This window comes from Xanthomonas sp. WHRI 7064, assembly GCF_040202355.2.
In the GTDB taxonomy this organism is placed as follows: Bacteria; Pseudomonadota; Gammaproteobacteria; order Xanthomonadales; family Xanthomonadaceae; genus Xanthomonas; species Xanthomonas arboricola.
Window position 1 is genome coordinate 2,651,895 of sequence record NZ_CP167821.1, and the last position, 26,991, is coordinate 2,678,885.

A 26,991-nucleotide genomic window follows, 5' to 3' on the forward strand; every position below is an offset into this window, starting at 1 on the left:
TCATTGCCGCTGCCTCCCCGTCCGCCCGGTTGCGTGGTCGCGGCTTGGTGCTGGCTGCCATTTTGTTGTCCGCCTTCAACTTGCGTACCGCGGTGACGTCGTTGACGCCGCTGCTGGAACGCATTGCCGACGAGTACGCATTCGGCGCGCCCACCATGGGTGCGCTCGGCATGTTGCCGACGGCTGCATTCGCACTGACCGGTGTGGCCACGCCGGCCTTGCTGCGCCGCTTCGGCCTGCTGCGCACGGCACTGCTGTCGATGGCATTGGCCACTGTCGGCCTGGTGTTGCGCCCGCTGCTGCCGGGCACTGCCGGACTGCTGATCGGTTCGCTGGTGGCGCTGGCCGGCATGGGCATGGGCAACGTGGTGTTGCCGCCGCTGGTGAAGCGCTATTTCGGCGATCGCGTCGGCGGCGTCAGTACGCTCTACATCACCGTGCTGCAGGTCGGCACCTTGCTGCCGGCACTGCTGGCGGTACCGGTGGCCGATGCGCTGGGCTGGCGCAGCTCGATGGTGGTGTGGGTGTTGCCGGCACTGCTGGCATTGGCGGCCTGGGCCATGGTGCACACCAGCCACCGCCGCATCCGCGCGACCGGGCCGGCACCGGTCACGCCCACGCCCGAGGCCGAGGGCCGCGTGGCACGCACCGCCCTGGGCTGGAGCATGGCGGTGACCTTCGGCATGACCTCGCTGGTCACCTATTCGATGTTCACCTGGTTGCCGACGCTGCTGCGCGAAGCCGGCGCCTCGCCCGCGTTCGGCGGCACCATGGTGGCGCTGTTCGCGGCACTGGGCATGGTTGGTGCCTTGACCATGCCGGCGCTGGCGGTCCGCATGCGCAACCCGTTTCCGATCGTGCTGCTGTGCGCGGCCTGCCATCTGGTCGCGTTTGCCGGGCTGTGGTGGGCGCCGCTGGCCGCGCCGATCCTGTGGGTGACCCTGCTCGGCCTGGGGCCGAGCACGTTCCCGCTGGCATTGGTGCTGGTCAATCAACGCAGCCGCACCGCAGCCGGCTCGGCGGCCCTGTCCGGGTTCTCGCAGGGCATGGGCTATGCGGTGAGCTGCCTCGGGCCGTTCCTGTTCGGCTGGCTGCACGCGCACCACGGCGGCTGGACCTCGCCGTTCGTCTTCCTGGTGATCTGCATCCTGGTGCAACTGGCCGCCGCCTGGGTGGCCTGCCGCCCGCAGTTGCTGGAAGACGTCTGGGCGCCGCCGCCACGCGGCGCCCGCGCGGTTAACGTACCGGCAGACTGATGTAGCTGGGCTGCTCGGGGCTCACATAGACGCGCTGGGTGGCCTTTCGATAATCGCCGGGCTTGGCGAAGAAGATGTTGTCCACGTAGGTCTGCGGATTGCGGTCGTACAGCGGAAACAGGCTGGACTGCACCTGCACCATCACCCGATGCCCCGGCTGGAAGGTGTGGTTGGCGGTCGGCAGGCCGAACTGGAACGCCAGCGGCTGATTGGACGCCAGCGGCTTGGGCGTGCTGAAACTCTCGCGATAGCGGCCGCGGAAGATCGCCAGCGACACCGGCAGCTCGTAGCCGCCCATCTTGGGACTGGACGCCATCTCGTCCGGATACACGTCGATCAGTTTCACCACCCAGTCGCTGTCGCTGCCGCTGGTGGAGGCCTGCAGATGCACTTCCGGTGCGCCGGCGATCTGCAGGGGTTCGGTCAGCGGCTCGGTGACGAAGGTCAGCACGTCCGGGCGGCCGTCGACGAAGCGCTGGTCCTGCACCAGCCAGGTGGTCCACATGCTGCGATCACCGAAGTCCACCGGGCGCGGCACGAACGGTACCGGCTTGGCCGGGTCGGCCACGTACTCCTCGAAACCCGGCTGGCCTGCCGCCGGCCGCTGGAACGACAGCTTGCCGCCGGCCTGCAGGTACAGCGGTTTGCTGCTCGACGCACAGCCCTTGGCGCAGCTGCGCGGCCAGGCCTGCAGACGGTCCCAGTGATTCTCTCCGGTGTTGTAGATGAACACCGGCGGCGTACTCGCCTTGGGCGCGCCATCGACCAGGTATTGATCGAAGAACGGGCGCAGCACGTCGTGGCGGAACTGGCGCGCGGTATCACCGTCGAAATTCAATGCGCCCAGCGCGCTGCCGTCGTAGTTGACCTGGCTGTGCCGCCACGGCCCCATCACCAGATAGTTGAGCGTATTGCCCTTGTCGCGCGGCTCCATCGCCGCGTAACTATGGATGGCGCCCCACATGTCCTCCTGGTCCCACAGCCCCTGCAACCACATGGTCGGCACCTTGAGCGGAGTGCGCGCCATCACCTTGTCCAGCGCCTGCTCCTGCCAGAACGTATCGTAGGCGGCGTGTTCGGTGAGCTTGTGCCACCACGGCAGTTGCTCCAGACCGGCGGCCCTGGCGAAATCGCCGGCCGAGCCGGCGCGCAGCAGGTTGCTGTAGTCGTCATGGCCCTGGCGCGCGATGCCGCTGCCCTTGCCGCGCTGGGTGAGCTGGCCGGTGAAATAGTCGAAATTGACCTGGCGGAACGCACCGTAGTTGAACCAGTCGTCGCCCATCCAGCCGTCGATCATCGGACTTTCCGGCACCGCAACCTTGAGCGCTGGGTGCGGGTTGGTCAACGCCATCACCACGGTGAAGCCTTCGTAGGACGAGCCGATCATGCCGACCTTGCCGTTGGATTCCTTGACGTTTTTCACCAGCCAGTCAATGGTGTCCCAGGCATCAGTGGCATGGTCGACCTCGCTGGGATTGAGCGCACCGCGCAGCGGCCGGGTCATCACGTAATCGCCTTCTGAACCATACTTGCCGCGCACGTCCTGGATCACGCGGATATAGCCGCCTTCGACGAACACGTCGTCGCCCTGTGCGAGCAGGTCCTTCATATGCGGCGAGGCCATGCGCTCGGTGCGGCCGCTGGCGTTGTACGGCGTGCGCGTCAGCACCATCGGCGCATTGCGCGCGCCCTTGGGCAGCACGATCACCGTATGCAGCTTGACCCCGTCGCGCATCGGAATCATCACCTCGCGCTTGATGTAGTCGTTGGCGGCATCCCCTGCCACGAACGGCTTGCCGGTGATGTCCGGCGTCATCGGCGAGGTTTGCGCCAGCGCGCTGCCGGTGGCGGCGGCAATGGCGGTGGCGAGCAGGCAGGCGGCAAAACGGCGCATCGACGACTCCGGAACGTGCGGGGGCAGTCGTCGACTGTAGGCAGAGCGCGGCCTGCCGGGGGAGTGTCAAAGGTCGTGGTTGCCGGGTAGGTCGGGGTGGCCGGGTGGCTGGCCTGCGTATCGCCGATCAGTGCCGTACCTGGCCCTCGCCACGCACCACGAAGCGCTCCACGGTCAGCGCCTCCAGACCCATCGGGCCGTAGGAATGCAGGCGCGTGGTGGAGATGCCGATCTCCGCACCCAGGCCGAGCTCGCCGCCGTCGGAGAAACGCGAGGAGGCGTTGACCATCACCACCGCCGAGCGCAGCGACTGCACGAACTGCTCGGCATTGGCAGCATCCTGCGTGGCGATCACTTCGGTGTGGTCCGAGCCGTACTGGCGGATATGCGCCAGCGCGGTGTCCAGATCCGGCACCACGCGGATGGCCAGGATCAGATCGAGGAATTCGGCGGCGTAGTCGTCATCGCTGGCAGCTGCGACGTCGGGCAACAGTGTGCGCGTTGCCGCATCGCCGCGCAGCTCCACCTTGCGCTCGCGCAGGGCCTGCGCGGCCAGCGGCAGAAAGCGCGCAGCGATGTCGGCATGCACCAGCAAGGTCTCCAGCGCATTGCAGGCCGAGGGCCGGCTGGCCTTGCCATCGACCAATAGACGCACGGCCAGGTCTACGTCCGCCGATGCATCCACGAACAGATGGCACACGCCCTTGTAATGCTTGATCACCGGCACGCGCGCATGCTCGGCAACGAAGCGGATCAGCCCTTCGCCACCACGCGGAATCGCCAGATCGACGATGTCGCTGAGTTGCAGCAGCTCCAGCATGGTCTCGCGGCGCAGATCCTCGACCAGCGTCAACGCCGCTTCCGGCACGCCGGCCTCGCGCAAGGCACGCTGCAGGGTGCGCGCAATTGCGGTGTTGGAGTGGATCGCTTCCGAGCCGCCACGCAGGATCACGCCATTGCCGGCCTTGATGCACAGCGCTGCCGCATCGGCGGTCACATTCGGGCGCGCTTCATAGATCATCGCGATCACCCCCAGCGGCACGCGCACCTTCTGCACGACGATCCCATTGGGGCGAACGTCCTCACGCGTGACCTGGCCGACCGGATCGGGCAGTTGCGCCACCTCGCGCAGCGCGGCGGCGATGCCGGCCAGGCGCCTGTCGTCCAGCGCCAGACGATCCAGCATCGCCGTCCCCACGCCCTTCGCACGCGCCGCCTCCAGATCGCGCGCATTGGCCGCCAGGATCACCGCCGCATCCTGTTCCAGCGCGGCCGCCATCGCCTCCAGCAAGGCCTGCTTGGCAGACGCGGACAGTTGCGACAGCACTTGCGCGGCATCACGGCATTGCAGGGCTAGGGTTTTGATGGTCATTGTGGAATCGGGAGTGGGGAATCGGGAATGGTAAAAGCGCGCGCCATCACTTTACTGCGACGGAATCGGCAGCGGGAAAGTTGGCTGGAAACGCTCTTGCGATTCCCCATTCCCGATTCTCGATTCCCCGCTACAAAAGCACCAAATCATCGCGATGCACCACATTCTCGCCGTAGCTGTAACCGAGCACGGGCTCGATCTCGCGGGAGTGGCGGCGGGCGATGCGGCGGATATCCAGCGCCGAGTACTGGCTGACGCCACGTGCCAGGCAGCGCTCGCCGGCGTCATCGCGCAGGTAGATCTCCACCATGTCGCCACGCCGGAAATCGCCCTGCGCACCGGCCACGCCGCCCGGTAGCAGCGAGGCGCCCTTGTCGGTCAGTGCGGCGGCGGCACCGGCATCGATCAGGATCGCGCCCGCTTCCACCGGCGCGTGCCGCAGCCAGTACTTGCGGGCGGCGATGCGCGTGCGTGCGGCGTGGATACGCGTGCCGTGCAGGCGATCCTGCGCCAGTGCCCGCACCACATCGCCATTGCGGCCGTTGAACAGATAGGTTTCGATGCCGGCCGCGCCGGCCTTTGCGGCGGCTTCCAGCTTGGTGCGCATGCCGCCGGTGCCCACGCTGCTGCCGCTGCCGCCGGCCATCGCCAGCACCTCGGCGGTGAGTTCGGCCACCTCGTCGAGCGGCCGCGCCAGCGGATTGCTGCGCGGGTCGGCGCTGTACAACCCATCGATATCGGTGGCGATGAACAAGGCATCGGCATCGACCAGGGCGGCGACGATCGCGGCCAGGTTGTCGTTGTCGCCCAGCTTGAGCTCGTCCACCGACACGGTGTCGTTTTCGTTGATCACCGGCAACGCGCCCAGCCGCAACAACTCGCCCAGGGTGGCGCGTGCGTTGAGATAGCGGCGGCGGTTACGCAGGTCGTCGTGGGTGAGCAACACCTGCGCCACCGGGCGCTCGAAAAAGCGCTGCCAGAGCGCGATCAACTGTGCCTGCCCCAGCGCAGCCAGCGCCTGGCGCGCGGCGATCGGCGCACCGGCCTCGGCAGCCTTCGGCAGGATCGCGCGGCCGGCCGCCACCGCGCCCGACGACACGATCACCAGCTCGCGCCCGGCCATCAGGTTGGCCGAGACGAACTGCGCCAGCCCCAGCGCAAAGCGCGGCGACAGGCCGCCGCCATCGGCGGCGAGCAGGCTGCTGCCGACCTTGAGCACCGCGCGTCGCCACGGCGGCAGCGCCTGCTCGGTAAATGACGCAGCAGTGGCGATGGGCGTGCTCATGGCGACAACCTGCTCAGTGCGTGTTCCACTCATGGACGGTCAGCGTGGAGGCATCGCGCAGCGCCAATGGGTCGCGCGCGACGATCTGCTGCGCATCTTCCAGGCTGGCGACGTTGATCAACACGTACGCGCCACCGCTGCCATCGCCGAAGCCGCCGGTCAGTTCCAGCTGCCCGGCCGCCCGCAGTGTGTCGAGAAATGCGCGATGCGGCTGCACCACATCGGCCGGAAAATCCGGCTTGCGCATCGCCAGCACCAGATAGCGTGTCGCCATCAGCCGGCCTCCTTGTCGGGTGTTGCCTCGCTACGGCCGAACGGCGTGGAAATCACCAGAAAGCGCGCTTCCATCCCGGACAGGTTGTGCATCTGATGGGTGGAACCGGGCGGCACATGCAGGCCCTGCCCGACCCCGAGCACATGCTGCTCGCCATCCAGCTGCAGCATCACCTCGCCGGCCAGCACATAGAAAAAATGCCGCGCGCGGCTGTGCCGGTGACGCAGCTCGGCCGCGCCGGGCGGCATGTGCTCTTCGAGCACGCTCAGGTTGGGGTCGCGCAACAGGTGCCAGCCGTCGCTGGCTTCGCCCCAGGGGTAATGCTCGGCGGTGGCGGTGCTGATCACGGCCATCAGAGCAGCGCCTGCCAGCGGGCACGCAGGACGTCCAGCTGCAGATCTGCGGCGGCGCCTGGCGAGACGCGGGCGGCCAGGCTACCTTCCGGCGTGCGCCCCTGCCCTGCGGTGTCGGCCGATTCCGCGGCCGCCTTGTAGGCCTCGCGGAACGGCACGCCGGCAACCGCCGCTTCCACCGCCACGTCGGTGGCGTACATGCCCGAATCGATCGCCGCACGCAGCTTGTCCGGGCGCCATTCCAGATTGGCCAGCAGGGCCGGCAGCAGTTCCAGCGCCGCCAGGCCGCGCCCGAAGCCGTGCACGATGGCGCCCTTGCTGCTCTGCAGGTCGCGGTGATAGCCCGATGGCAGCGACAGCAGCTGTTCGATCTCGGTCCGCGCGGCGGCCACGCTGGCGTGGGTGGCACGCATCAGTTCGATCACGTCGGGGTTGCGCTTGTTCGGCATGATCGAGCTGCCGGTGGTGTATTGCGCCGGCAACGCGACGAAGGCGAACTCGCCGCTGGTGAACAACGACAGATCCCAGGCGATCCGGCGCAGGTCCAGCGTCGCGCTGCCAAGCGCCTCGAGCGCAGCCAGTTCGTACTTGCCACGCGAGAGCTGCGCATAGATCGGCGACACCTGCAGGCGTGCAAAGCCCAGCTCGGCAGTGGTATGCGCACGGTCCAGCGGCAGGTTGACGCCGTAACCGGCGGCGGTGCCGAGCGGATTGCTGTCCACCAGGCGCAAGGTATCGGCCGCACGCACCGCGTCGTCGATAAAGGCCTCTGCCCAGCCCGCCCACCACATGCCGGCCGAAGACACCACCGCACGCTGGATATGCGTATAGCCCGGCACCGGCAACGTGGCCTCTGCCTGCGCGCGGTCCAGCGCCACCTTGGCGATCTCCGCGCCGAGCTCGGCCACGCGTTGCAGCTTGTCCTTCAACCACAGGCGCGTGGCGACCAGGATCTGGTCGTTACGGCTGCGCCCGGTGTGGATCTTGCGGCCGGCATCGCCCAGCCGTTCGGTCAGGCGCGCCTCGATCGCCGAATGGCAATCCTCGTAGCGCTCGTCCAGCACGAACGCGCCACTGCGGAAATCGGCCGCCAGCAGGTCGAGCTGCTCGCTCAGTCCGCCCAGCTCCTGCAGCGACAGGATGCCGATGTGCTGCAGTCCCTGCGCATGCGCCTTGCTGGCAGCGATGTCGTACAGGAAGAACTCGCGGTCCAGGATGACGTCGTCGCCGGCCAGGAAGCTCTGGATCTTGGCGTCCACCGCCACGCCGGGTTTTTGCCACAACAGATTGGTCATCGGAAAGCGTCTCGAAATAAGTCGTCCAGTTAAATCCCCGCACAAGGATGTGCGGATTCCTGCGAGGGACTCGCCTCATCAGCCAATCGCAGTCAATTCGTCCCAGCCCAATGCCAGGTTGAGATTCTGCATCGCCTGCGTCGCCGCGCCCTTGAGCAGGTTGTCCAACGTTGCCACCACCACCACGCGCTTGTTGCCCGGCGCCAGCGTCACGCCGCCGATCTGCACGCCATGCCTGCCGGCGATGCGGCTGACCCACGGCGCTTCATCGACGATCTCGATCAACGGCTCGTCGGCGTAACGCTGCGTGTAGCGCGCCTGGACCTGCTCGCGCGTCAGCGCTTGCTGCAGCCACAGGTTGACGGTCATGGTGATGCCACGGAAATGCGGCGCAACATGCGGCATGAACTCCACCGGCACCCCGAGTTGCGCAGAGACTTCGCGCTCGTGCATGTGGTTGGTCAGCGCATACGGCATCAGGTTATCGGCCAGCAGCTCGGGGTTGTTCTTGTCCGACGGCGTGGTGCCCGCGCCGGAATACCCGGACACGCCGAAACACTGCGGCGGGCCGGCCAGTTGGTCGAGCAAGGGCGCAATCGTCAGCTGCATTGCGGTGGCATAGCAGCCCGGATTGCTGATGCGGCGCTGTCCGGCGTAGCTGCCGCGCGTCAGCTCCGGCAGCCCGTAATACCAGGCCGGATCGAAGCGGTAATCGGCCGACAGATCGATCAGCAGCGTCTGCGGCCTGGCCGCATCGATCGCCGCGACGAAGGGCTCGGCCTTGCCGTTGGGCAATGCCAGGATCACCACGTCGGCGGCCTTGGCGGCCACCGCATCGGCATCCAGGCTCTCGTAGCGCAGCTCACCGCGATACGCCGCGTTGTGCTCGGCCACCGGTTGCCCGGCCAGCTCGCGCGAGGACACGAACAGCAGCTGCAGATGCGGGTGTGCTGCCACCAGCTTGATCAATTCCGATCCGGTATGCCCGCGGGCCCCGACGATGCCAATGGTGGTTGTTTGAACAGTCATGCGTTTGCTTCCAGGCGGAACTGCAGGTGGCGTTTGACCCCGGCCCATTCCGTATCGATGATGGAGAACACCACGGTGTCGCGCGGCGTGCCGTCAGGGTGACGGGTGTAATTGCGCAGCACGCCGTCCTGCTTTGCACCGAGCCGCGCAATCGCCGCGCGCGAGGTGTGATTGAACCAACTGGTCTCGAACACCACGCTCAGGCAGCCCAGCGTCTCGAAGGCGTGCTGCAGCAGCATCCGCTTGGTGTCGGTATTGACGCCGCTGCGCTGCACGCGCGGCGCGTACCAGGTGTAGCCGATCGACAGCTTGGGCACTGTCGCATCCAGCCCGTAATAGCGTGTGCAGCCGACGACCTCGCCGGCCGCATCGCGTACCACGTAAGGCAGCACCCGCCCGTCGGCTTGCGCATCCAAGGCCGCGCCCACGTAGTCGTCCACCTGCGCCGGTGCCGGCACGCCGGTGTACCACAGCCGCGACAAGGCCCCATCGCCCAGCGCAGCGCGCAGACCATCGGCATGCGCAGCCTGCAATGGTTCCAGTGTTGCGTGTTGCCCGCGCAGCGTGGGCAGCTCGCGCCAAAGCGCTGGCAATGCGACGGGCGCCATCGTACTCAGCCCAGCAGCGTCGGCTGGCGCGTCGCGCAATGCGCCACGCAGTGCTGGATCTGCTCGAAGTTCTCCAGCCCGTACCAGAACACCTTCCACTTTTCCTGCTTGATGCAGCCGTCGGACTCGGCGTAGTAGAAAATGTTGACCTGGTTGTTGTGACGCGAGCGCCAGAACAACTGCGGGGTTTCCTCGCGCATCACGTTCCACACTGCACGGCCCAGGCCTTCGCCCTGGGCGTCGTCGAGCACGGCGAACTTGTCCAGGTAGATCAGCGCGCTTGCACCCAGCATGCCCTCGTCGGTGAGGATCACCGCGGCGCGGTAGTTCTCGCTGACATAGGCGCGCAGCAACTTGGTGTTGCTGAAGTAATCGGGCACCAGCGTGCGGCCAAAGCTGGATTCGATCAGGGTCCTGAGCCGCGGCAGGTCCAGTTCGTCCCAGGAGGTCGCACGTAACACGCGCTCGCCGCGCCGCACCAGCGTGCCCGAGCCCTTGTGGGTGAACAGTTCCTTGGCCAGATCGGCCGGCCGGGTGATCGACACCGACGACTCCAGCGGCAGGCGGTCGAGCAGATCCTTGATCTGTTCGATCTTCACCCGCATGCCGCCGTTGATCCACGGCTGCTGCATCAGGTGGTCGAACTCGGTGGACAGGTTGATCGAGTCGATGACCTTGCCATCGGCATCCAGCAGGCCGCCGGTGCCGGTGAGGAAGATGATCTTGTACGGCTGCAGCTCCTGCACCAGCTCGTTGGCGGCAAAATCCGCGTTGACGTTGAGGATCTGCCCGCTCGGCGTCTCGCCCAGGCTGGTGATCACCGGGATCGAGCCGGCCTGCAGGCTGGCTTCGATCGGCGCCAGGTTGACCGCCTTGACCTCACCGACCAGGCCGTAGGTGTCGCGGTCCAGATACTGCGCTTCGAATACGCCGCCGGTGATCGAGGTCGCACGCGCACCGTTCTGCTGCAGCGCCTCGACCAGCTTGAGGTTGGAGGCCTGGAACACCTTGCGCACGATCGCCAGCGCTTCCGGCGAGGTCACCCGCAGGCCGTTGACGGTGCGCTTCTCGATACCGGCCGCCGACAGTTCGGCATCCAGCTGCGGGCCGGCGCCATGCAGCACGATCGGGGTCAGCCCCACTTCCTGCAGGAACGACAGCGACGAGGTCAGCGCGTCCAGGTCGTCGCGCAGCACCGCGCCGCCCACCTTGACCACCGCAAAGCGTTTGGCATCCAGCTGTGAAAAACGCTTGAGGTACTGGCTGATTTCCTTGGCGCTGGCCATGCTCGAAAGCAGGCGCACGATGGTCTGGCGGGTCTGTTTGTGGGGCTGTGCGGAGAGGGACATTGCCGTGATCGAAGAGAGGAGTGGCCGCGCCAGGCGCGGAACGCGGCTTCAGTTTGAGCCGTTGATGATGCGATGTACCGACTCGGCGTAACGCTGCAGCTGCGCAAGCGTTACGAACTCGTCGGCGGTGTGCGCCTGGGCGATATCGCCGGGGCCATAGACCAGGGCGGTGTAACCGCCGGCCGAAAACAGCGAGGCCTCGGTCCAGAAATCCACTGCATTGCCGATCGGCAGGTCCAGCGCATCGGCCACATCGCGGGCGGCCAGGCGGCGTTCCTCGGCCCGCGCGATATCGCCGGACGGCAGGCTGGGGCCGCGGAAGGTTTCTTCAAAATGCGCTGCGTGTGGATCGGCAAACCCGGCAAACGTCGCCAGCAAGCCATCCACGTCCATCGACGGCAGCGGACGAAAGCCGAAACGCAGCTCGGCCGCCGGCGCGATCATGTTGGCCTTGATGCCGCCCTCGACCCGACCGATGTTGAAGCGCAGGCCGGTCAGGCCGCCGAAGCGCGCATGCGCCAGCGACTCGACATGGTCCAGCGCCCTGCCGCCCCAGCGCATCGCCTGATGCAACGCACTGGCGGATGGATCCTGCTTGCCCGAGGCATGCCCGGCACGCCCGGCAAACTGCATCAGTACCGAGCTGATGCCGCGATGCGCCAGCACTGCCTCGCTCATGGTCGGCTCGGCAACCAGCACCGCCTCATACGGCACGCCGCGCGCCAGGAACGCGGCGATGCAACGCGGGTCGTTGGCCTCCTCGTCGGAAGAAAACAGGAAGGCCGCATCGCCCTGCCCGGCATTGGCCGCCGCCACCAGCGCCGCCGCCGCACCCTTGATGTCGCAGACGCCCAGGCCGATCACGCGATCGTCGGTACGCCGCATCACGTGCGGATCGGCGCTCCAGTGCGGCGAATCCGGCACCGTGTCCAGATGCACGTTGAACAGGTAGCTGGGCGTGCCGCGCACCGCATACAAGCTGACCGCACCGGCACCGTGGTCGATCACCTCGACCTGGAAACCGGGCAGCTGCGCGCGCAGATAATCGAAGATGCCGCCCTCGGCAGCGATCGCCCGCGGCGGATTGCGGGTGTCGAAGGACACCAGCTGTTCCAGGTGTTCGAGGGTGGAGGCGAGTAGATCGGTCATGTCGGTTTGATCAATGGTCCGAAGTGGCGGCTAACAAAAGTCACAACTGCACCGTGGTGCGAGGCTGCGCGAACAACGTCTACAGCGCATCCAGGCCACCCTTCTCCCGCCGGGAGAAGGTGCCCCAAAGGGGCGGATGAGGGGACGGGCGAAGCCGAGTGCACCGCACCCTGCGGGAGCTTCGCTCGTACCCTCGCCCCAACCCTCGCCCCAACCCCCGCTCCGCGCCCCGGCCCGCGCTTGCGGCGCGGGCGCTCCAAGGCACGCGCGCCAGCGGCGCGTCAGCCGTGCCTTCTCGCTCCGGGGGAGAGGGGCTTTGCATACGTGCCCTGAAACTTCAGCGATTCACCTGGGCATACAGCGTCGAGCTCATCCCGAACAGCTTGATGAAGCCTTCCGCCTCTTCCACGCCCCAGTCGGCCGACTGCGCATAGGTGGCGCCCTTGGTGTTGAGCAGGTGCGGCGAACGCACCGCCACCGCATCGACGCGGCCACCGCGGGTTTCCAGCGTGACTTCACCGTTGACCTTGGCCTGCGACGACTTCAGGAATGCCTCGATGTCGGTCTTGAGCGGATCGTGATAGAAGCCTTCGTACACCAGCTCCACCCACTTGCGCGCCACATCCGGCTTGAAGCGGTTCTGCTGCTTGGTCAGCACCGCATCTTCCAGCGCGCGGTGCGCGGTCAGCAGCGAGATCAGGCCCGGCGCTTCGAACACGATGCGGCCCTTCAACCCGATCACGGTATCGCCGGTATAGACGCCACGGCCCACGCCGTAGGGCGCGAACAGCTTGTTGAGCTGGGCCAGGATCTGCTCGCCCGGCAGCGCCTTGCCGTTGAGTTCAACGGCCTCGCCTTCGACGAATTTCAGGGTGACGGTCAGCGCCTCGGCCGGCCACTCGCTGCGCGGCGCGCACCAGCCACGCGCACCCTCGCCCGGCGCTTCCCAACGGTCGATCTCGCCGCCGGACATGGTCAGCCCGAGCAGGTTCTCGTTGATGGTGTAGGCCTGCTGCTTGGCGCGCACGCCGAAGCCGCGCTCTTCCAGGTACTTCTGCTCGTAGGCACGGGTCTGGGTGTGCTCCTTCTGGATCTCCCGGATCGGCGCCACGATCTGGTAATCGCCCAGCGCCTTCACTGCCAGGTCGAAACGCACCTGGTCGTTGCCCATGCCGGTGCAACCGTGCGCGATACTGCGCGTGCCCAGTTCCTCGGCGCGCTTGAGCGCGGCATCGACGATCAGGTAACGGTCGGACACCAGCAACGGATACTGGCCCTGATAGCCCTCACCCGCCCACACGAACGGCTTGACGAAGCCCTGCCAGATGGCCGGACCGCCATCGACGGTGACATGGCTGGCGGCACCGAGTTCGGCCGCGCGCTTTTCGATGAAATCACGCTCCTCGGCATCCACCCCGCCGGTATCGGCAAACACGGTGTGCACCGCATAGCCCTGCGCCTGCAGATACGGAATGCAGAAGCTGGTATCCAGGCCACCGGAGAACGCCAGGACGATGTCCTTCTTGCTGCCAGAAATCGGGAGTTGGGAATCGGGAATGGTGGAAGCAGTGCTCATCATTGTTTCCTTGGTACGTAAAAGTGGGGATCAACGTTCTTGCTGTTGCGATTCTCTATTCCCGATTACCGATTCCCGCTTGCGAAGCGAGCGCCGCCATGATCGCCTTCTGCACATGCAGGCGATTCTCGGCTTCATCGATGGCGATGCAGTTGGGCGAATCCATCACCGCGTCGGTGGCCTTGACGTTGCGACGCAGCGGCAGGCAGTGCGAGAACACGCCGTTGTTGGTCAGCGCCATCTTGCGTTCGTCGACGATGAAGTGCTGGTACTGGTCGCGGATCGGCTTTTCCGGCTCCCAGTTGCCGAAGAACGGCAACGCGCCCCAGCTCTTGGCATACACCACGTCGGCACCGGCGTAGGCGCTGTCGATGTCGTGGCTGACCTGCAGCGAGCCGCCGCTTTCGGCCACGTTCTGCGCTGCCCAGTCCATGTAGCGCGGGTCCAGGATGTAGTCCGGCGTCGGGCACAGCAGGGTCACGTCCATGCCCATGCGGGTGGCGATCGTCAGCGCGGAATTGGCCACCGCGGTGTTCAACGGCTTGGGGTGATAGGTCCAGGTCAGCACGTACTTCTTGCCGCGCAGATCCTGGGTGCCGAAGTGTTCCTGCAACGCCATCGCGTGCGCCAGCTCCTGGCACGGGTGGGTGATGGTCTCCATGTTGATCACCGGTACCGGCGAATACTTGGCAAAGCTCCTGAGCACCTGGTCCTCGCGGTCCTTGGACCAGTCGACGAACTTCGGGAACGCGCGCACGCCGATCAGGTCGACATAACGGCCCAGCACCCGCGCCACTTCGGCGATGTGCTCTTCGGTGTCGCCATCCATCACCGTGCCCAGATTGAACTCGATCGGCCAGGCGTCCTTGCCCGGCTGCAGCACCACCGCATGCCCGCCCAGCTGGAACGCGCCCAGCTCGAAGCTGGTGCGGGTGCGCATGGACGGGTTGAAGAACACCAGCGCGATCGACTTGCCCTTCAGCTCGCTTCCCAGCTTGTTGCGTTTGAACAACGCGGCCTGGGTCAACAGCGCGTCCAGTTCGGCGCGGCTCCAGTCCTGGGTGTTCAAGAAGTGCTTCAGTGACATCGATCGATCCTTGTGCTGCGTGCTTCTGCTGCGTGGTCCGCCAGGAGCGGCGGGGTGCGCGACATGCGCGTTTCTTGCGGTTGAAACTTTTGTGACGTCAAAACGAAAAAACCCAGCCTGCGGGCTGGGTTTTCAACGGCGGAACAGCAAAACGCTCCGGTTACCCAGCGAAAATGTGGGATTCCGGTCGGCGGGCACGCGAGGTCATGCCGGAGGCCATCCGGGCGGCGCTGGTGTCGTGCTGAAAGGCGTTTGCGTACATAGGGCGCGAATCCTCGCATGCATGCGGGCACGGCGCAACCGCCGCGCGGCTCAGCGCGGCGGCGCGACGATGGCGTCGGGGATGTAGGGGGTGACCGACACGCGGACGCGCAGCCGGTTACCCGGGTCTTCCGGCAGCCGCGAACGGTACTTGGTGCCCTTGTAGACGTAATCCACATCGAAGGCGATCGGCCGCCGGAACTCGCGCGGCACTTCCACCACCCGGCAGTTGCGCCGTGTGCTGGTCGGCGGCACCGCCATCGGCACGGACGCCGGCTCGGGGCGACGGGAGAACATCTCCTTGACCGAATCCACCATCCGGTTGATACGGCCTTCGTCCTCGACCGGTGCCGCTGCCACCGGCGCGACCTGCTCGGCCTCGCACTGTTCCTCCATGCGGGTGGCACGCAGGGTCTGATAGACCGGCTCGACATTGAGCACCTGCGCGTAATCCAGCTTCACGTTCTCGATCACCACCACCCGGTTCTTGGGATCGGTTTCCGCCGCGTGCGCTGACGATGCCTGCCAGGCGAACACAAAGAGCAGCAGGAAGAACGGGGAAGGTCGCATCAGTACCAGGAGGGCGCAGCCAGGCAATACGTAAGTGTATGGAGCTTGCGATCCCTTGGGCTGAACGCAGCCCATCCGGTCACCGGCGCTGCTGCGCGCGTGCGGTTGGTTCGCCACATCGCCGCGACCGGCTAGAATCGCCCGGTTATCCTTTTTCAGATGCCGATGAGCCTGCGCCTGCACAACAACCTGACGCGGCGGGTCGAGCCGTTCGCACCGCTCGATCCGTCCAGCCCCACCCTGTATGTGTGCGGCCCCACCGTCTACAACTACGCGCATATCGGCAACGCCCGCGGCCCGGTCGTGTTCGATGTGCTGGCCGCCCTGCTGCGCCGGCGCTACGGCGCGCTGCGCTACGCGCGCAACATCACCGACGTGGACGACAAGATCAACGCCGCCGCGCAGGCGCAGGGCGTGCCGATCTCGACCATCACCGACCGCTTCGCCGCGATCTACCGCCAGGACATGGCCGCGCTCGGCGTGCAGCCGCCGGACATCGAACCGGAAGCGACCGCGCATATCCCGCAGATCGTGGCGATGATCGAGCAGTTGATTGCCAACGGACATGCCTATGCCGCCGAAGGCCATGTGCTGTTCGCGGTGGCCAGCTTCGAGCACTACGGCAAGCTCTCGCGCCGCGATCCGGACGAAATGCTGGCCGGCGCGCGCGTGGACGTGGCGCCGTACAAGCGCGACCCCGGCGACTTCGTGCTGTGGAAGCCCTCCAGCGACGAGCTGCCCGGCTGGGACTCGCCCTGGGGCCGCGGCCGCCCGGGCTGGCATATCGAATGCTCGGCGATGGCTGCCGCGCACCTGGGCCCGACCATCGACATCCATGCCGGCGGCGTGGACCTGCAGTTCCCGCATCACGAGAACGAGATCGCGCAGAGCGAATGCGCGCATGGCGGGGCCACGTTCGCGCGGTTCTGGCTGCACAACGGCATGCTCAACTTCAGCGGCGCCAAGATGAGCAAGTCGCTGGGCAACATCGAGACCGTGCACGACCTGATCGCCCGGCACCCGCCCGAGGCGCTGCGTTACGCGCTGCTGAGCGCGCATTACCGGCAGCCGCTGGACTGGTCCGATGGCCTGATCGAACAGGCCAAGAACACGCTGGACCGGCTCTACGGCACCTTGCGCGACCTGGCCGCGGCCGAACACGCTGCCGGGATCGCCCCCGTGCAGCCGGCCACGATTCCCGACGAGGTGGAAGCCGCGCTCGACGACGACCTCAACACCCCGCTTGCGCTGTCGGTCATCGCCAGCATTGCCTCCGAGGCCCGCGCGTTGCGCACACAACTCGCACAGGGCAGCGACGCATCAGCAGCGGTTGCCGCGCTGTCCGGGCTGAAGTCGCGGTTGCTCGGCGCAGGCCAGGCACTGGGCTTGCTGCAGCAGGACCCGGCCGCCTGGTTCTCGCGCGGCACCGACGCCGGCGACGATGCGCGCATCACGGCGCTGGTCGAAGAACGCAATGCCGCCAAGAAAGCCAGGGACTTCGCCCGCGCCGACGCCATCCGCACGCAGCTGGCCGACGAAGGCATCGTGCTGGAAGACACCCCGCAAGGCGTGCGCTGGAAGCGCGCATGACTCTCCTCCCTTCTCCCTTTGGGGGAAGGTGCCCCGCAGGGGCGGATCAGGGTGCGAGCGCAGCCACATGCACCTTCCTTGCGGTAAGAGCGAAGCCACCCGCATCGAATTCCAGCGAGGCTTCGCCCGTACCCTCATCCCAACCTCCGCGCCCCGGCCCGCGCTGGCGGCGCGGGCGCTTCAAGGCACGCGCGCCCATGGCGCGCAAACCGCGCCTTCTCGCCCCGGCGGGAAAGGGGCACCATTGCGGTGTCGCCGGGCAGCGCTATTACCGACCGATTCTGGATTTTTTGATGACCACCACCCCCTTCCCGCTTGAACCCACTGCCGTCGACGCACAGGCCGCCATTGCCGAGGAGTTTTCCTTCTTCGGCGACTGGTCCGAGCGCTACCAGTACCTGATCGACCTGGGCCGCAAGCTGCCCAGCTTCCCCGAACAGTGGAAGACCGAAGAACACCGCCTGCATGGCTGCCAGTCGATGGTGTGGATCGTGCCCGAGGGCAATGCCGAGCGGCTGGACTTCCACGCCGTCAGCGACTCGGCGATCGTCTCCGGGTTGATCTACCTAGCCTTGCGCGTGTACTCCGGGCGTAGCGCGCAGGAGATCCTGGCCACCGAGCCGGACTACATCGCCGGCATCGGGCTGGCCAAGCATCTGTCGCCGACCCGCAGCAACGGCGTGGCGGCAATGCTGGCCTTCATCCGCGACACCGCCCGCGCCCAGCAGTGAGCACGCCGACGCCCTCGCCTGCCGCTTCGCTGCGTACGCTGCTGGCCCACCCCGGCTTCGGCCTGGTGCTGCTATATCGCGTGGCGGCGATGCTGTCGTACCAGATCGTCGCGGTCACGGTCGGCTGGCATATCTACGAGATCACCCGCAATCCGCTCTCGCTCGGGCTGATCGGCCTGGCCGAGATCCTGCCGTTCTTCTGCATCGCGCCGTTTGCCGGCTATCTGGTCGATCATCTGCCGCGCCGACGCCTCGGCATGGTCGCGGTGCTGGGCCTGGTCGCCACCGCACTGCTGCTGCTGGCCATCACCCATGACTGGCTGCCGGTGCAGGGCGTATGGCCGATCTACGCGGCCATCGCACTGACCGGTGCAGCGCGCTCGTTCCTGTCGCCGGTCTATAACGCGCTGTTCGCACGTGCGCTGCCGCGCGAGGCGTTCGCCCGCGGCGCCAGCATCGGCAGCGTCACCTTCCAGGCCGGCATGGTGATCGGCCCGGCGCTGGGCGGCGTACTGGTCGGCTGGGGCGGCAAGGGCCTGGCCTATGGCGTGGCCGCCGGCGTAGCGCTGGTGGCGATCCTGGCGCTGGCGCTGCTGCGTGTCAGCGAGCCGGTCAACGCAGGCCCGCGTGCGCCGATCTTCCGCAGCATCGCCGAAGGCGCGCAGTTCGTGCTGTCCAACCAGATCATGCTGGGCGCGATGGCGCTGGACATGTTCTCGGTGTTGCTGGGCGGCGCGGTGTCGATGCTGCCGGCCTTCATCCACGACATCCTGCATTACGGCCCGGAAGGCCTGGGCATCCTGCGCGGCGCCCCGGCGCTGGGCTCGATCGTGGTCGGGGTGTGGCTGGCGCGGCACCCGCTGCAGCGCAATGCCGGGCGCATCCTGATGCTGTCGGTGGCCGGCTTCGGGCTGTGCACGATCGCCTTCGGCCTGTCGCGGCACTTCTGGCTGTCGGCGGCGATCCTGCTGGTCTACGGCATGTGCGACGGGGTGTCGGTGGTGGTGCGCCAGACCATCCTGCAGCTGGCCACGCCCGATGCGATGCGCGGCCGGGTGTCGTCGATCAACGGCATCTTCATCGGCTCGTCCAACGAGCTGGGTGCGTTCTACGACGGCGTGATGGCGCGCTTGGTCGGCCTGGTGCCGGCGGTGGTGATCGGCGGCTGCGTGACCCTGGGCGTGGTCGCCACCACCGCGTGGAAGGCGCCCAAGCTGCGCAAGCTGGATCTGCGCGACCTGCAGTGAGGTCTGCGGCAGTGAGGTCTGCGACGGTGCCCGCCGGTCTGATCAACATCACCTAATCGACATGCCTGGCAACACGACACGCGCCAGGCGTGTCGATGGCCGCAACGCCCGTTGCGCTTGCGCGATGCGCATAAAAAACCCCGCACATGGCGGGGTCTTTCAGTCGATGGACAAGGCCTGAAGCTTGCCGAACGATCAGTCGCCCTGCTGCTTCTGCAGATGCTCCCAACGCTCCTGGGCGTCGATGGTGCGCTCGGCGGTCAGACGCGCTTCCAGGCGGTCGATGCCGATCTCTTCGCCGGTGTCCACGCAGTAGCCGTAGTCGCCGTCTTCCAGACGCTTGAGCGTGCTGTCGATCTTGCCGATCAGCTTGCGGTGACGGTCGCGGGTGCGCAGCTCCAGCGAGTTCTCGGTCTCGCGCGTGGCACGCTCGGCTTCGTCGCCGATGTCGCGCACTTCTTCGCGCAGGTTTTCGATGGTCTGCTTGGACTCTTCGACCAGGTCGTTGCGCCAGCTCTGCAGACGCTGACGGAAGTACTCCTGCTGCAGCTTGCTCATGTACTCCTCATCGGCTGCAGGCTTGTAGCCCTGCGGCAGGATCGGACGACCGGTGGCTTCATCGGTCTTGTACTCGACCACCTTGTACTTGGTCTTGGGGGTCGGGCTGGCCGGCTTGGAGGTCACGGCCACGGCCACCTTGCCGACCGGACGGGTCGCGGCGGGCTTGGCGGGGGCTTCGGTTTTGGTTGGCGTTTTTGCTGAAGATTTCGAAACGGGCACGGGATTCTTAAGTGGCGGGGTCGCAGGCTTTGCCGGCTTCGCAGGGACGGCCTTGGAGGCCGGTGCGGGCGCGGGCTTTTCAGCCTTGACCGGGACTGACTTGGCCGGAGTCGACTTGGTAGCCGGCTTCGGTACGGACTTGGGCGCCACCGGCTTGGCGGCCGGTTTGGCGGCAGCCGGAGCTGCCTTGTTCGCCGCCGGCTTGGCAGCACTCTTGGCGACAGGAGATTTTACAGGTTTGGCGGCCGCGGGTTTGGACGCTGCGGTCTTGGCGACCGGCGCCGGCTTGGCCGCGGTCTTGCTCGCAGCTGCCTTCTTGGCAACCGGTTGCTTGGCAGCCGGCTTGACCTGCTTGGCGGCCGGTTTTGCAGCGGCGGGCGCCGCTGCCTTCTTCGCAACGGGTTTGGCGGACTTCTTGGCGGCCTCTACGGCCTTTTTTGCAGGTTTTTTAGCAGCCACGAAACGCTCATCCTTGGTTCCCCCGGGGCCCGGGAAAGCGGGCCTTTATAGCTTACCCCACGGACCCCCGGCAACCACGTATTAATCCAAGTGGCATATCATTGGCAAGTGATCTCACGCCTGCTCATCGCGCTGCTGCGCTTCTACAAGCGGTTCATCAGCCCCCTGCTGGGGCCGCGCTGCCGTTTTGCGCCCAGTTGCTCGGAATATGCGATGACCGCGATCGGCCGCTTCGGCCCGCTGCGCGGTTGCTGGCTGGCCGCACGCCGGCTCGGCCGCTGCCATCCCTTTCATCCGGGCGGGTTCGATCCCGTCCCAGACGCGCCCGCGTCCGGGTCCTCGCCCGTTTCCCCTTCCTGCAGTTGCAAAGGACCTCATCCATGAGCCGAACCCTCATCGTCAACGCCCGCCTGGTCAATGAAGGCAAGGAATTCGACGCCGACCTGCTGATCGAAGCCGGCCGCATCGCCAAGATCGCCAGCAAGATCGCCCCAGCCGCAGGCGACACCGTGGTGGACGCGGCCGGACGCTGGGTTCTGCCGGGCATGATCGACGACCAGGTGCACTTCCGCGAGCCGGGTCTGACCCACAAGGGCGATATCGCGACCGAATCCGGCGCCGCGGTGGCCGGTGGCCTGACCAGCTTCATGGACATGCCCAACACCAATCCGCCGACCCTGGACGCGGCCGCACTGCAGGCCAAGTACGACGCGGCGGCCGGGCGCGCCTGGGCCAACTACGGCTTCTACATGGGCGCCAGCAACGACAATCTGGCCGCGATCCAGACGCTGGACCCGAAGACCGCCCCAGGCATCAAGGTGTTCATGGGCGCCTCCACCGGCAACATGCTGGTCGACAACCCCGAGACGCTGGACGCGATCTTCCGCGACGCGCCGACGCCGATCATCACCCACTGTGAAGACACCCCCACCATCGATGCGACGCTGGCGCAGTACAAAGAGCAGTACGGCGACGCGTTGACCCCGGAGATGCATCCAGACATCCGCTCGCGCGAGGCCTGCCTGAAGTCCTCGCTGCTGGCGGTGTCGCTGGCGCGCAAGCACAACACCCGCCTGCACGTGCTGCATATCTCCACCGCCGACGAGCTGGCGCTGTTCGAAGCCGGCCCGCTGGTCGATGCCGAGGGCAAGCTGCGCAAGCGCATCACCGCCGAGACCTGCATCCATTTCCTGCGCTTCGACCGCAGCGATTACGCGCGGCTGGGCAACCTGATCAAGTGCAACCCCGCGATCAAGGACGCCGACGACCGCCTGGCGCTGATCCAGGCGCTGGCCGAGGACGTCATCGACGTGCTCGCCACCGACCACGCGCCGCATACCTGGGAAGAAAAGCAGAAGCCCTATGCGCAGGCGCCCTCCGGCCTGCCGCTGGTGCAGTACGCGCTGGTCGCCGCGCTGGAGCTGGTGCACGAGGGCAAGCTGCCGATCACCCGTATCGTGCAGAAGTTCGCGCATGCGCCGGCGCAGTTGTTCGATGTGGAAGAACGCGGCTTCCTGCGCGAAGGCTATTTCGCCGACCTGGTGATGATCGACAACACCCCGTTCACCGTGAAGCGCGAGCAGGTGCTGTCCAAGTGCGGCTGGTCGCCGTTCGAAGGCACCACGTTCCGTTCGCGCATCGCCGCGACCTGGGTCAACGGCCAGCAGGTGTGGGATGGCGAACAATTGATTGGCAGTGCCGCCGGTCAACGTCTGACCTTCGACCGCTGATGCGCGCAGCCCTGTTTGGCGCCTGGCTTGCGCTGGCGCCGCTCTCGCTCGCTGCCGGCAGCGTCGCTGCGCAGTCTGCCGACGCTACGGAGGTGGTATTTCCGCAAAGCGCTTCGCAGGGAGCGCTGGTGATCGGCAAGGTGCCGGCGGGCAGCCAGGTGCAGTACGCCGGCCGCAGCTTGCGGGTCAGCGGCTATGGCAGCGTGGTGTTCGGCATCGGCCGCGACGCCAGCGGCCCGTTGCAGGTGCAGATCACCCGGCCCGATGGCAGCAAACAGACCGCCAGCATTGCGGTGACGCCACGCGACTGGCCGGTGGAGCGCGTCAACGGCGTGCCGCCCAAGACGGTCAATCCGCCTGCGGCGATCGCCGAGCGGATCAAGCGCGAGCAGGCGCAGGTCACCGCCGCGCGCGATCGCGACGATGCCCGCACCGATTTCGCCCAGGCCTTCATCTGGCCCGTGCAGGGCCGCATCAGCGGGCGCTTCGGCAATGCGCGCGTCTACAACGGCCAGCCCGGTGCCGGCCACTCGGGCATGGACATTGCCGTGCCCACCGGCACGCCGGTCAAGGCACCGGCTGCCGGCGTGGTGACCTTTGCCGCACCGGACCTGTATCTGACCGGCGGCACCGTGCTGCTGGACCATGGCTTCGGGGTGAGTTCGAATTTTCTGCACCTGTCGCGCATCGACGTGAAGGTGGGCGACCGCGTGGAGCAAGGCCAGGTGATTGCCGCAGTCGGTGCCACCGGGCGCGCGACCGGGCCGCATCTGCATTGGGGGATGAACTGGTTCGATGTACGCATCGATCCGCTGCTGGTGCTTGAGCGCAGCAAATAGCTAGCGCGCGGTGTGTCGGCAGGGCCGGCGCGCGGCGCCATGGCGTCTGCGACCCACCCGTTGCGCTTGTGTTCGCCGCAGGGCTTTGGGGTATAACCGGAACGACCGTCGATCCTCGCCAGGCATCGGTGGACGATCGGTCACTGGCCGTCGGTCCGGTGCCTAGCCGCCGGACCTGCGTCATCTCCCCTCCCCCGACCGCAGGAGATGTGCGACATGCGCAACGAGCAACTCAAACCCACCCTGGGCACCTGGCAACTGTGGGGGATCGCCGTGGGTCTGGTGATTTCCGGCGAGTATTTCGGCTGGAGCTACGGCTGGGGCACCGCCGGCACGCTGGGTTTTCTGGTGACCACGCTGCTGGTCGCGGTGATGTATACCTGCTTCATCTTCAGCTTTACCGAGCTGACCACCGCCATCCCCAATGCGGGTGGGCCGTTCGCCTACAGCCTGCGCGCATTCGGGACCTACGGCGGCATGCTGGCGGGCCTGGCCACGCTGATCGAATTCGTGTTCGCGCCGCCGGCCATTGCGATGGCGATCGGTGCCTATCTCAACGTGCAATTCCCGACCCTGGACCCACGCATCGCCGCGATCGGCGCGTATGCGATCTTCATGGGCTTGAACATCGTCGGCGTGGCGATCGCCGCCACCTTCGAGCTGATCGTGACCTTGCTGGCGGTGATCGAGCTGCTGGTGTTCATGGGCGTGGTGGCGCCGGGCTTCAGCGTTGCGCGCTTTGCCGCCAATGGCTGGGCCGGTAGCGATGTATTCGGCCCGGCCGCCATTTCCGGCATCTTTGCCGCGATTCCATTTGCGATCTGGTTCTTTCTGGCGATTGAGGGCGCGGCGATGGCGGCCGAAGAAGCCAAGGACCCCAAGCGCACGATTCCGCGTGCCTACATCGCCGGCATCCTCACCCTGGTGGTGCTGGCATTGGGCGTGATGGTGTTTGCGGGCGGGGTCGGCGACTGGCGTCAGCTCTCCAACATCAACGACCCGTTGCCGCAGGCGATGAAAGCGGTGGTCGGCAACAGCTCGACCTGGCTGCATATGCTGGTGTGGATCGGCCTGTTCGGCCTGGTGGCCAGCTTCCACGGCATCATCCTGGGCTATTCGCGGCAGTTCTTTGCGTTGGCGCGTGCCGGGTTCCTGCCGCACGGGCTGGCCAGGCTGTCGCGCTTTCGTACGCCGCATCGCGCGATTCTTGCCGGCGGTGCGATCGGCATCGCGGCGATCTGCAGCGACAGCGTGGTCAAGATCCAGGGCATGTCGCTGACCGCGGCGATGATCACCATGTCGGTGTTCGGTGCGATCGTGATGTATGTGATGAGCATGCTCAGCCTGTTCAAGCTACGCCGCGCCGAACCCGGGCTGGAGCGCAGCTTTCGCGCGCCGGGCTATCCGGTGGTACCGGCAATCGCGCTGCTGCTGGCGCTGGTGTGTCTGGTGGCGATGGTCTGGTTCAACCCGATCGTGGCGCTGATCTTCGTGGGCCTGCTGCTGTTCGGTGCGCTGTGTTGCGTGCTGAGCTTGCGCAGCCAGGCCACGCCTGCGGCCAGTGCCAGATGAGCGGGTTCGCGTTTACCGCTGGCGGCGAGCGCTTCCAGTTTGCCGATCTCAAGACCTTGCTGGCCAAGGCCACGCCGCCGCGTTCGGGCGACCAACTGGCCGGGCTCGCCGCCGACTCCGGGCTGCAGCGGGTGGCCGCGCAGATGGCACTGGCGGACCTGCCGCTGCGTCACTTCCTCGATGAAGCGGTGGTGCCGTATGAATCGGACGAGGTCACCCGCCTGATCGTCGACCAGCACGATGCGGCCGCATTTGCCGCGGTGGCGCATCTCACCGTCGGCGGCTTTCGCGATTGGCTGTTGAGTGCACAGGCCGACGAAGCGGCACTGGCCGCATTGGCGCCCGGACTGACCCCGGAGATGGTGGCAGCGGTCTCGAAGTTGATGCGCGTGCAGGACCTGATCCTGGTCGCGCAGAAGACGCGGGTGGTCACGCGCTTTCGCAATACGCTGGGCTTGCGTGGCCGTCTGTCCACGCGCCTGCAGCCCAACCACCCTACCGACGATGCCACCGGCATCGCCGCCAGCGTGCTCGATGGCCTGTTGTATGGCAATGGCGATGCGGTGATCGGCATCAATCCTGCCAGCGACAGCCTGGCCGCCACCACCGCGTTGCTGCGCATGCTCGATGCGGTGATCACCGGCTACCAGATCCCCACGCAGTCCTGCGTGCTGGCACACATCACCACCACCATCGACGCGATCAACCGCGGCGTGCCGGTGGACCTGGTGTTCCAGTCGATCGCCGGCACCGAAGCGGCCAATGCCAGCTTCGGCATCAATCTGGCGCTACTGCAGGAAGGTCATGACGCCGGGGTGTCGCTGCGGCGCGGCAGCGTCGGCGACAACGTGATGTATTTCGAGACCGGCCAGGGCAGCGCGTTGTCGGCCAATGCGCACCATGGCGTCGATCAGCAGACCTGCGAGGTGCGCGCCTATGCCGTGGCGCGGCAGTTCAAGCCGCTGCTTGTGAACACCGTGGTGGGCTTCATCGGCCCAGAATATCTCTACGACGGCAAGCAGATCATCCGTGCCGGGCTGGAGGATCACTTCTGCGGCAAGCTGCTGGGCGTGCCGATGGGCTGCGACATCTGCTACACCAATCATGCCGAAGCCGACCAGGACGACATGGACGTGCTGCTGACCCTGCTCGGCACCGCCGGCATCAACTTCATCATGGGCATTCCCGGCTCCGACGATGTGATGCTCAACTACCAGACCACCTCGTTCCACGATGCGCTGTATGCGCGCCAGGCGCTCGGCCTGCGCGCTGCGCCCGAGTTCGAACACTGGCTGGAACAGCAAGGCATCCTGCGCCTGCGCGATGGCCGCTTCGAGCTCGGCAGCGAGCTTCCCGCACCGTTCCGACGTGCGCTGGAGCAATTGAACGCCGGCAGCGTGCAATGAGCAGCCCGACCACTCCTCCGCGCGATGCCTGGGCGCAGCTGCGGCAGCTCACACCGGCGCGCATTGCGCTGGGGCGCGTCGGCACCAGCCTGCCGACCGCGGCGCATCTGGATTTCCAGCTTGCACATGCGCAGGCACGCGATGCGGTGCATCTGGCATTCGATCCACAGCCGCTGCAGGCCGCGCTGCAACAGCGCGGGCGGAACAGCATTCTGCTGCACAGCGCAGCGGTGGACCGGCACACCTATCTGCAACGTCCCGATCTGGGCCGGCGCCTGGGCGAGGATGCGGCCACGCATCTGCGTGGCCTGACCGCGGTGCGTGGCGGCGGGCACGATGTCGCGGTGGTGGTCGCCGACGGACTCTCCGCATTGGCGGTGCATCGACATGCGGCGCAGATGCTGGAGCATATCGACGCCCTGGCCGCACACGAAGGCTGGTCTTTGGCGCCGGTGGCGTTGATCGCGCAGGGGCGCGTCGCCATCGGCGACGAGGTCGGCGAACTGCTCAAGGCGCGTCTGGTGATCGTGTTGATCGGCGAGCGGCCAGGGCTGAGCTCGCCCGACAGCCTGGGTCTGTATCTGACCTACACCCCGCGCGTCGGCCTCACCGACGCCGCGCGCAATTGCATCTCCAATATCCGCGCCGAAGGACTGAGTTACGCCGAAGCCACGCACAAGCTTGCGTACCTAGTGCGCGAATCGTTCCGGCGCAAGCTGTCCGGCGTGCAGCTCAAGGACGAAGCCGAGCAACCGGCGCTGCCGTCGGCGGGCCCGTCCGATGCCGCGCCGCGGACATTCTTACTTCCCGATGGGATGCGGCCGGACTTTTGAACCTAGTTCGTAGTTAGCCGACTTACCTGAGCGCGCCATCCTGCGGATCGCTGGCCGCATAGGTGCTGGTCGGCAACTCGTTGTCGTGCGGATGGCGCAGGGCATTGCGTACGTCTTCCGGCAGTTGCTCGACATCCAGCATCACCTTGCCGGAATGCACATTGCGCACCACCGACGCAGGCAGCACGAAGTCGCCCCCGTTTTCGATATTGATGACCAGCTCGGCGCCATCCTTGCGCACCTCGCGGACGGCACCGACGCCGACTTCGCCATCGCGCAGAAATACCATCTGGCCGATTTCTATCTGTTGCATCTTGTTTCTCCTTTGGCAGGCAGCGCTCGTACGCGCAGTGCCATGAACGTTCTTGTATGCAATCCAGGCTGACAGCGCCGATCCAGCCTCACGACTGGATCGGCGCTTGCGCAAGCGACAGCAGTGAAATGAG

At 66.6% G+C, this 26,991-nt stretch carries 25 protein-coding genes; 10 read left to right on the forward strand and 15 right to left on the reverse strand.

What is annotated here, in order from left to right:
• Window positions 1–29 precede the first annotated feature (29 nt).
• Window positions 30–1,256, forward strand: coding sequence for an MFS transporter (locus ABQY74_RS11440; protein WP_039516030.1), 1,227 nt, complete (start codon window positions 30–32; stop codon window positions 1,254–1,256).
• Here the strand turns inward: ABQY74_RS11440 and ABQY74_RS11445 are convergent.
• The 13 genes from ABQY74_RS11445 to ABQY74_RS11505 form a co-directional block, all read right to left on the reverse strand.
• A complete protein-coding gene (locus ABQY74_RS11445; protein ID WP_104622754.1) occupies window positions 1,237–3,150 on the reverse strand; it encodes a CocE/NonD family hydrolase in 1,914 nt (637 codons plus the stop codon). The two genes, ABQY74_RS11440 and ABQY74_RS11445, sit on opposite strands and share 20 nt — an antisense overlap.
• Before the next feature lie 127 nt (window positions 3,151–3,277).
• Complete coding sequence (locus tag ABQY74_RS11450) at window positions 3,278–4,522, reverse strand: glutamate-5-semialdehyde dehydrogenase (protein ID WP_349791475.1); 1,245 nt, start codon at window positions 4,520–4,522, stop codon at window positions 3,278–3,280.
• Window positions 4,523–4,652: 130 nt separating this feature from the next.
• A complete protein-coding gene (gene proB, locus ABQY74_RS11455) occupies window positions 4,653–5,807 on the reverse strand; it encodes a glutamate 5-kinase (protein ID WP_166768585.1) in 1,155 nt (384 codons plus the stop codon).
• A 13-nt stretch (window positions 5,808–5,820) separates the two neighbouring features.
• Window positions 5,821–6,081, reverse strand: coding sequence for a YciI family protein (locus ABQY74_RS11460; RefSeq protein WP_166768586.1), 261 nt, complete (start codon window positions 6,079–6,081; stop codon window positions 5,821–5,823).
• Window positions 6,081–6,434 carry a cupin domain-containing protein gene (locus tag ABQY74_RS11465; protein WP_184229291.1) on the reverse strand — a complete coding sequence of 118 codons (354 nt, stop codon included), beginning with the start codon at window positions 6,432–6,434 and terminating at the stop codon, window positions 6,081–6,083. The genes ABQY74_RS11460 and ABQY74_RS11465 overlap by 1 nt, the downstream gene beginning before the upstream one ends.
• Window positions 6,434–7,729: an argininosuccinate lyase gene (locus ABQY74_RS11470; RefSeq protein ID WP_102584709.1), complete on the reverse strand. Its 1,296-nt coding sequence runs from the start codon at window positions 7,727–7,729 to the stop codon at window positions 6,434–6,436. The genes ABQY74_RS11465 and ABQY74_RS11470 overlap by 1 nt, the downstream gene beginning before the upstream one ends.
• 78 nt (window positions 7,730–7,807) lie before the next feature.
• Complete coding sequence (gene argC / locus ABQY74_RS11475; RefSeq protein WP_102584710.1) at window positions 7,808–8,758, reverse strand: N-acetyl-gamma-glutamyl-phosphate reductase; 951 nt, start codon at window positions 8,756–8,758, stop codon at window positions 7,808–7,810.
• Window positions 8,755–9,366, reverse strand: a complete 612-nt coding sequence (locus tag ABQY74_RS11480) for a GNAT family N-acetyltransferase (protein ID WP_104595253.1) — start codon at window positions 9,364–9,366, stop codon at window positions 8,755–8,757. Before ABQY74_RS11480 ends, argC begins: the two co-directional genes overlap by 4 nt.
• Before the next feature lie 5 nt (window positions 9,367–9,371).
• Window positions 9,372–10,715: an acetylglutamate kinase gene (locus ABQY74_RS11485; RefSeq protein WP_046343012.1), complete on the reverse strand. Its 1,344-nt coding sequence runs from the start codon at window positions 10,713–10,715 to the stop codon at window positions 9,372–9,374.
• A gap of 48 nt (window positions 10,716–10,763) precedes the next feature.
• Window positions 10,764–11,864: an acetylornithine deacetylase gene (locus tag ABQY74_RS11490; RefSeq protein ID WP_104573442.1), complete on the reverse strand. Its 1,101-nt coding sequence runs from the start codon at window positions 11,862–11,864 to the stop codon at window positions 10,764–10,766.
• 337 nt (window positions 11,865–12,201) lie between these two features.
• Window positions 12,202–13,443, reverse strand: coding sequence for an argininosuccinate synthase (locus tag ABQY74_RS11495; protein ID WP_349791480.1), 1,242 nt, complete (start codon window positions 13,441–13,443; stop codon window positions 12,202–12,204).
• Window positions 13,444–13,495: 52 nt separating this feature from the next.
• The gene (locus tag ABQY74_RS11500) at window positions 13,496–14,527 is read right to left on the reverse strand and encodes an N-acetylornithine carbamoyltransferase (RefSeq protein ID WP_039526969.1); all 1,032 of its coding nucleotides are present in this window, start codon (window positions 14,525–14,527) and stop codon (window positions 13,496–13,498) included.
• A gap of 312 nt (window positions 14,528–14,839) precedes the next feature.
• Window positions 14,840–15,337, reverse strand: coding sequence for a hypothetical protein (locus ABQY74_RS11505; protein ID WP_349792235.1), 498 nt, complete (start codon window positions 15,335–15,337; stop codon window positions 14,840–14,842).
• 186 nt (window positions 15,338–15,523) lie between these two features.
• Here ABQY74_RS11505 and cysS point away from each other — a divergent pair, with 186 nt between their 5' ends.
• The 3 genes from cysS to ABQY74_RS11520 all read left to right on the forward strand — a co-directional run bounded on the left by cysS (window position 15,524) and on the right by ABQY74_RS11520 (window position 18,926).
• On the forward strand, window positions 15,524–16,948 hold the full coding sequence (gene cysS / locus ABQY74_RS11510; RefSeq protein WP_349791482.1) for a cysteine--tRNA ligase: 1,425 nt from the start codon (window positions 15,524–15,526) through the stop codon (window positions 16,946–16,948).
• A gap of 293 nt (window positions 16,949–17,241) precedes the next feature.
• Window positions 17,242–17,679: a SufE family protein gene (locus ABQY74_RS11515; RefSeq protein ID WP_016903219.1), complete on the forward strand. Its 438-nt coding sequence runs from the start codon at window positions 17,242–17,244 to the stop codon at window positions 17,677–17,679.
• Entirely contained in the window at window positions 17,676–18,926 is a 1,251-nt protein-coding gene (locus tag ABQY74_RS11520; RefSeq protein WP_349791483.1) for an MFS transporter, read from the forward strand. Before ABQY74_RS11515 ends, ABQY74_RS11520 begins: the two co-directional genes overlap by 4 nt.
• A gap of 195 nt (window positions 18,927–19,121) precedes the next feature.
• Here the strand turns inward: ABQY74_RS11520 and dksA are convergent, their stop codons facing one another.
• The gene (gene dksA, locus ABQY74_RS11525; protein ID WP_102254286.1) at window positions 19,122–20,165 is read right to left on the reverse strand and encodes an RNA polymerase-binding protein DksA; all 1,044 of its coding nucleotides are present in this window, start codon (window positions 20,163–20,165) and stop codon (window positions 19,122–19,124) included.
• A 90-nt stretch (window positions 20,166–20,255) separates the two neighbouring features.
• Between dksA and yidD the strand changes: the two genes are divergently transcribed.
• From yidD to eutC, 6 genes are all read left to right on the forward strand, one after another.
• On the forward strand, window positions 20,256–20,549 hold the full coding sequence (gene yidD, locus ABQY74_RS11530; RefSeq protein ID WP_039521874.1) for a membrane protein insertion efficiency factor YidD: 294 nt from the start codon (window positions 20,256–20,258) through the stop codon (window positions 20,547–20,549).
• Window positions 20,546–21,895 carry a dihydroorotase gene (locus ABQY74_RS11535; protein WP_039526963.1) on the forward strand — a complete coding sequence of 450 codons (1,350 nt, stop codon included), beginning with the start codon at window positions 20,546–20,548 and terminating at the stop codon, window positions 21,893–21,895. Before yidD ends, ABQY74_RS11535 begins: the two co-directional genes overlap by 4 nt.
• Window positions 21,895–22,734 (forward strand): M23 family metallopeptidase, encoded by an 840-nt coding sequence (locus ABQY74_RS11540; RefSeq protein WP_039526961.1) that lies wholly within the window; start codon window positions 21,895–21,897, stop codon window positions 22,732–22,734. The genes ABQY74_RS11535 and ABQY74_RS11540 overlap by 1 nt, the downstream gene beginning before the upstream one ends.
• Before the next feature lie 207 nt (window positions 22,735–22,941).
• Window positions 22,942–24,306 (forward strand): ethanolamine permease, encoded by a 1,365-nt coding sequence (gene eat / locus ABQY74_RS11545; RefSeq protein ID WP_047128822.1) that lies wholly within the window; start codon window positions 22,942–22,944, stop codon window positions 24,304–24,306.
• Complete coding sequence (locus ABQY74_RS11550; protein ID WP_039521883.1) at window positions 24,303–25,712, forward strand: ethanolamine ammonia-lyase subunit EutB; 1,410 nt, start codon at window positions 24,303–24,305, stop codon at window positions 25,710–25,712. Before eat ends, ABQY74_RS11550 begins: the two co-directional genes overlap by 4 nt.
• On the forward strand, window positions 25,709–26,545 hold the full coding sequence (gene eutC, locus ABQY74_RS11555; RefSeq protein ID WP_349791487.1) for an ethanolamine ammonia-lyase subunit EutC: 837 nt from the start codon (window positions 25,709–25,711) through the stop codon (window positions 26,543–26,545). Before ABQY74_RS11550 ends, eutC begins: the two co-directional genes overlap by 4 nt.
• Window positions 26,546–26,567: 22 nt before the next feature.
• Here the strand turns inward: eutC and ABQY74_RS11560 are convergent, their stop codons facing one another.
• Window positions 26,568–26,858 carry a hypothetical protein gene (locus ABQY74_RS11560; protein WP_349791489.1) on the reverse strand — a complete coding sequence of 97 codons (291 nt, stop codon included), beginning with the start codon at window positions 26,856–26,858 and terminating at the stop codon, window positions 26,568–26,570.
• Between the last annotated feature and the right edge of the window lie 133 nt (window positions 26,859–26,991).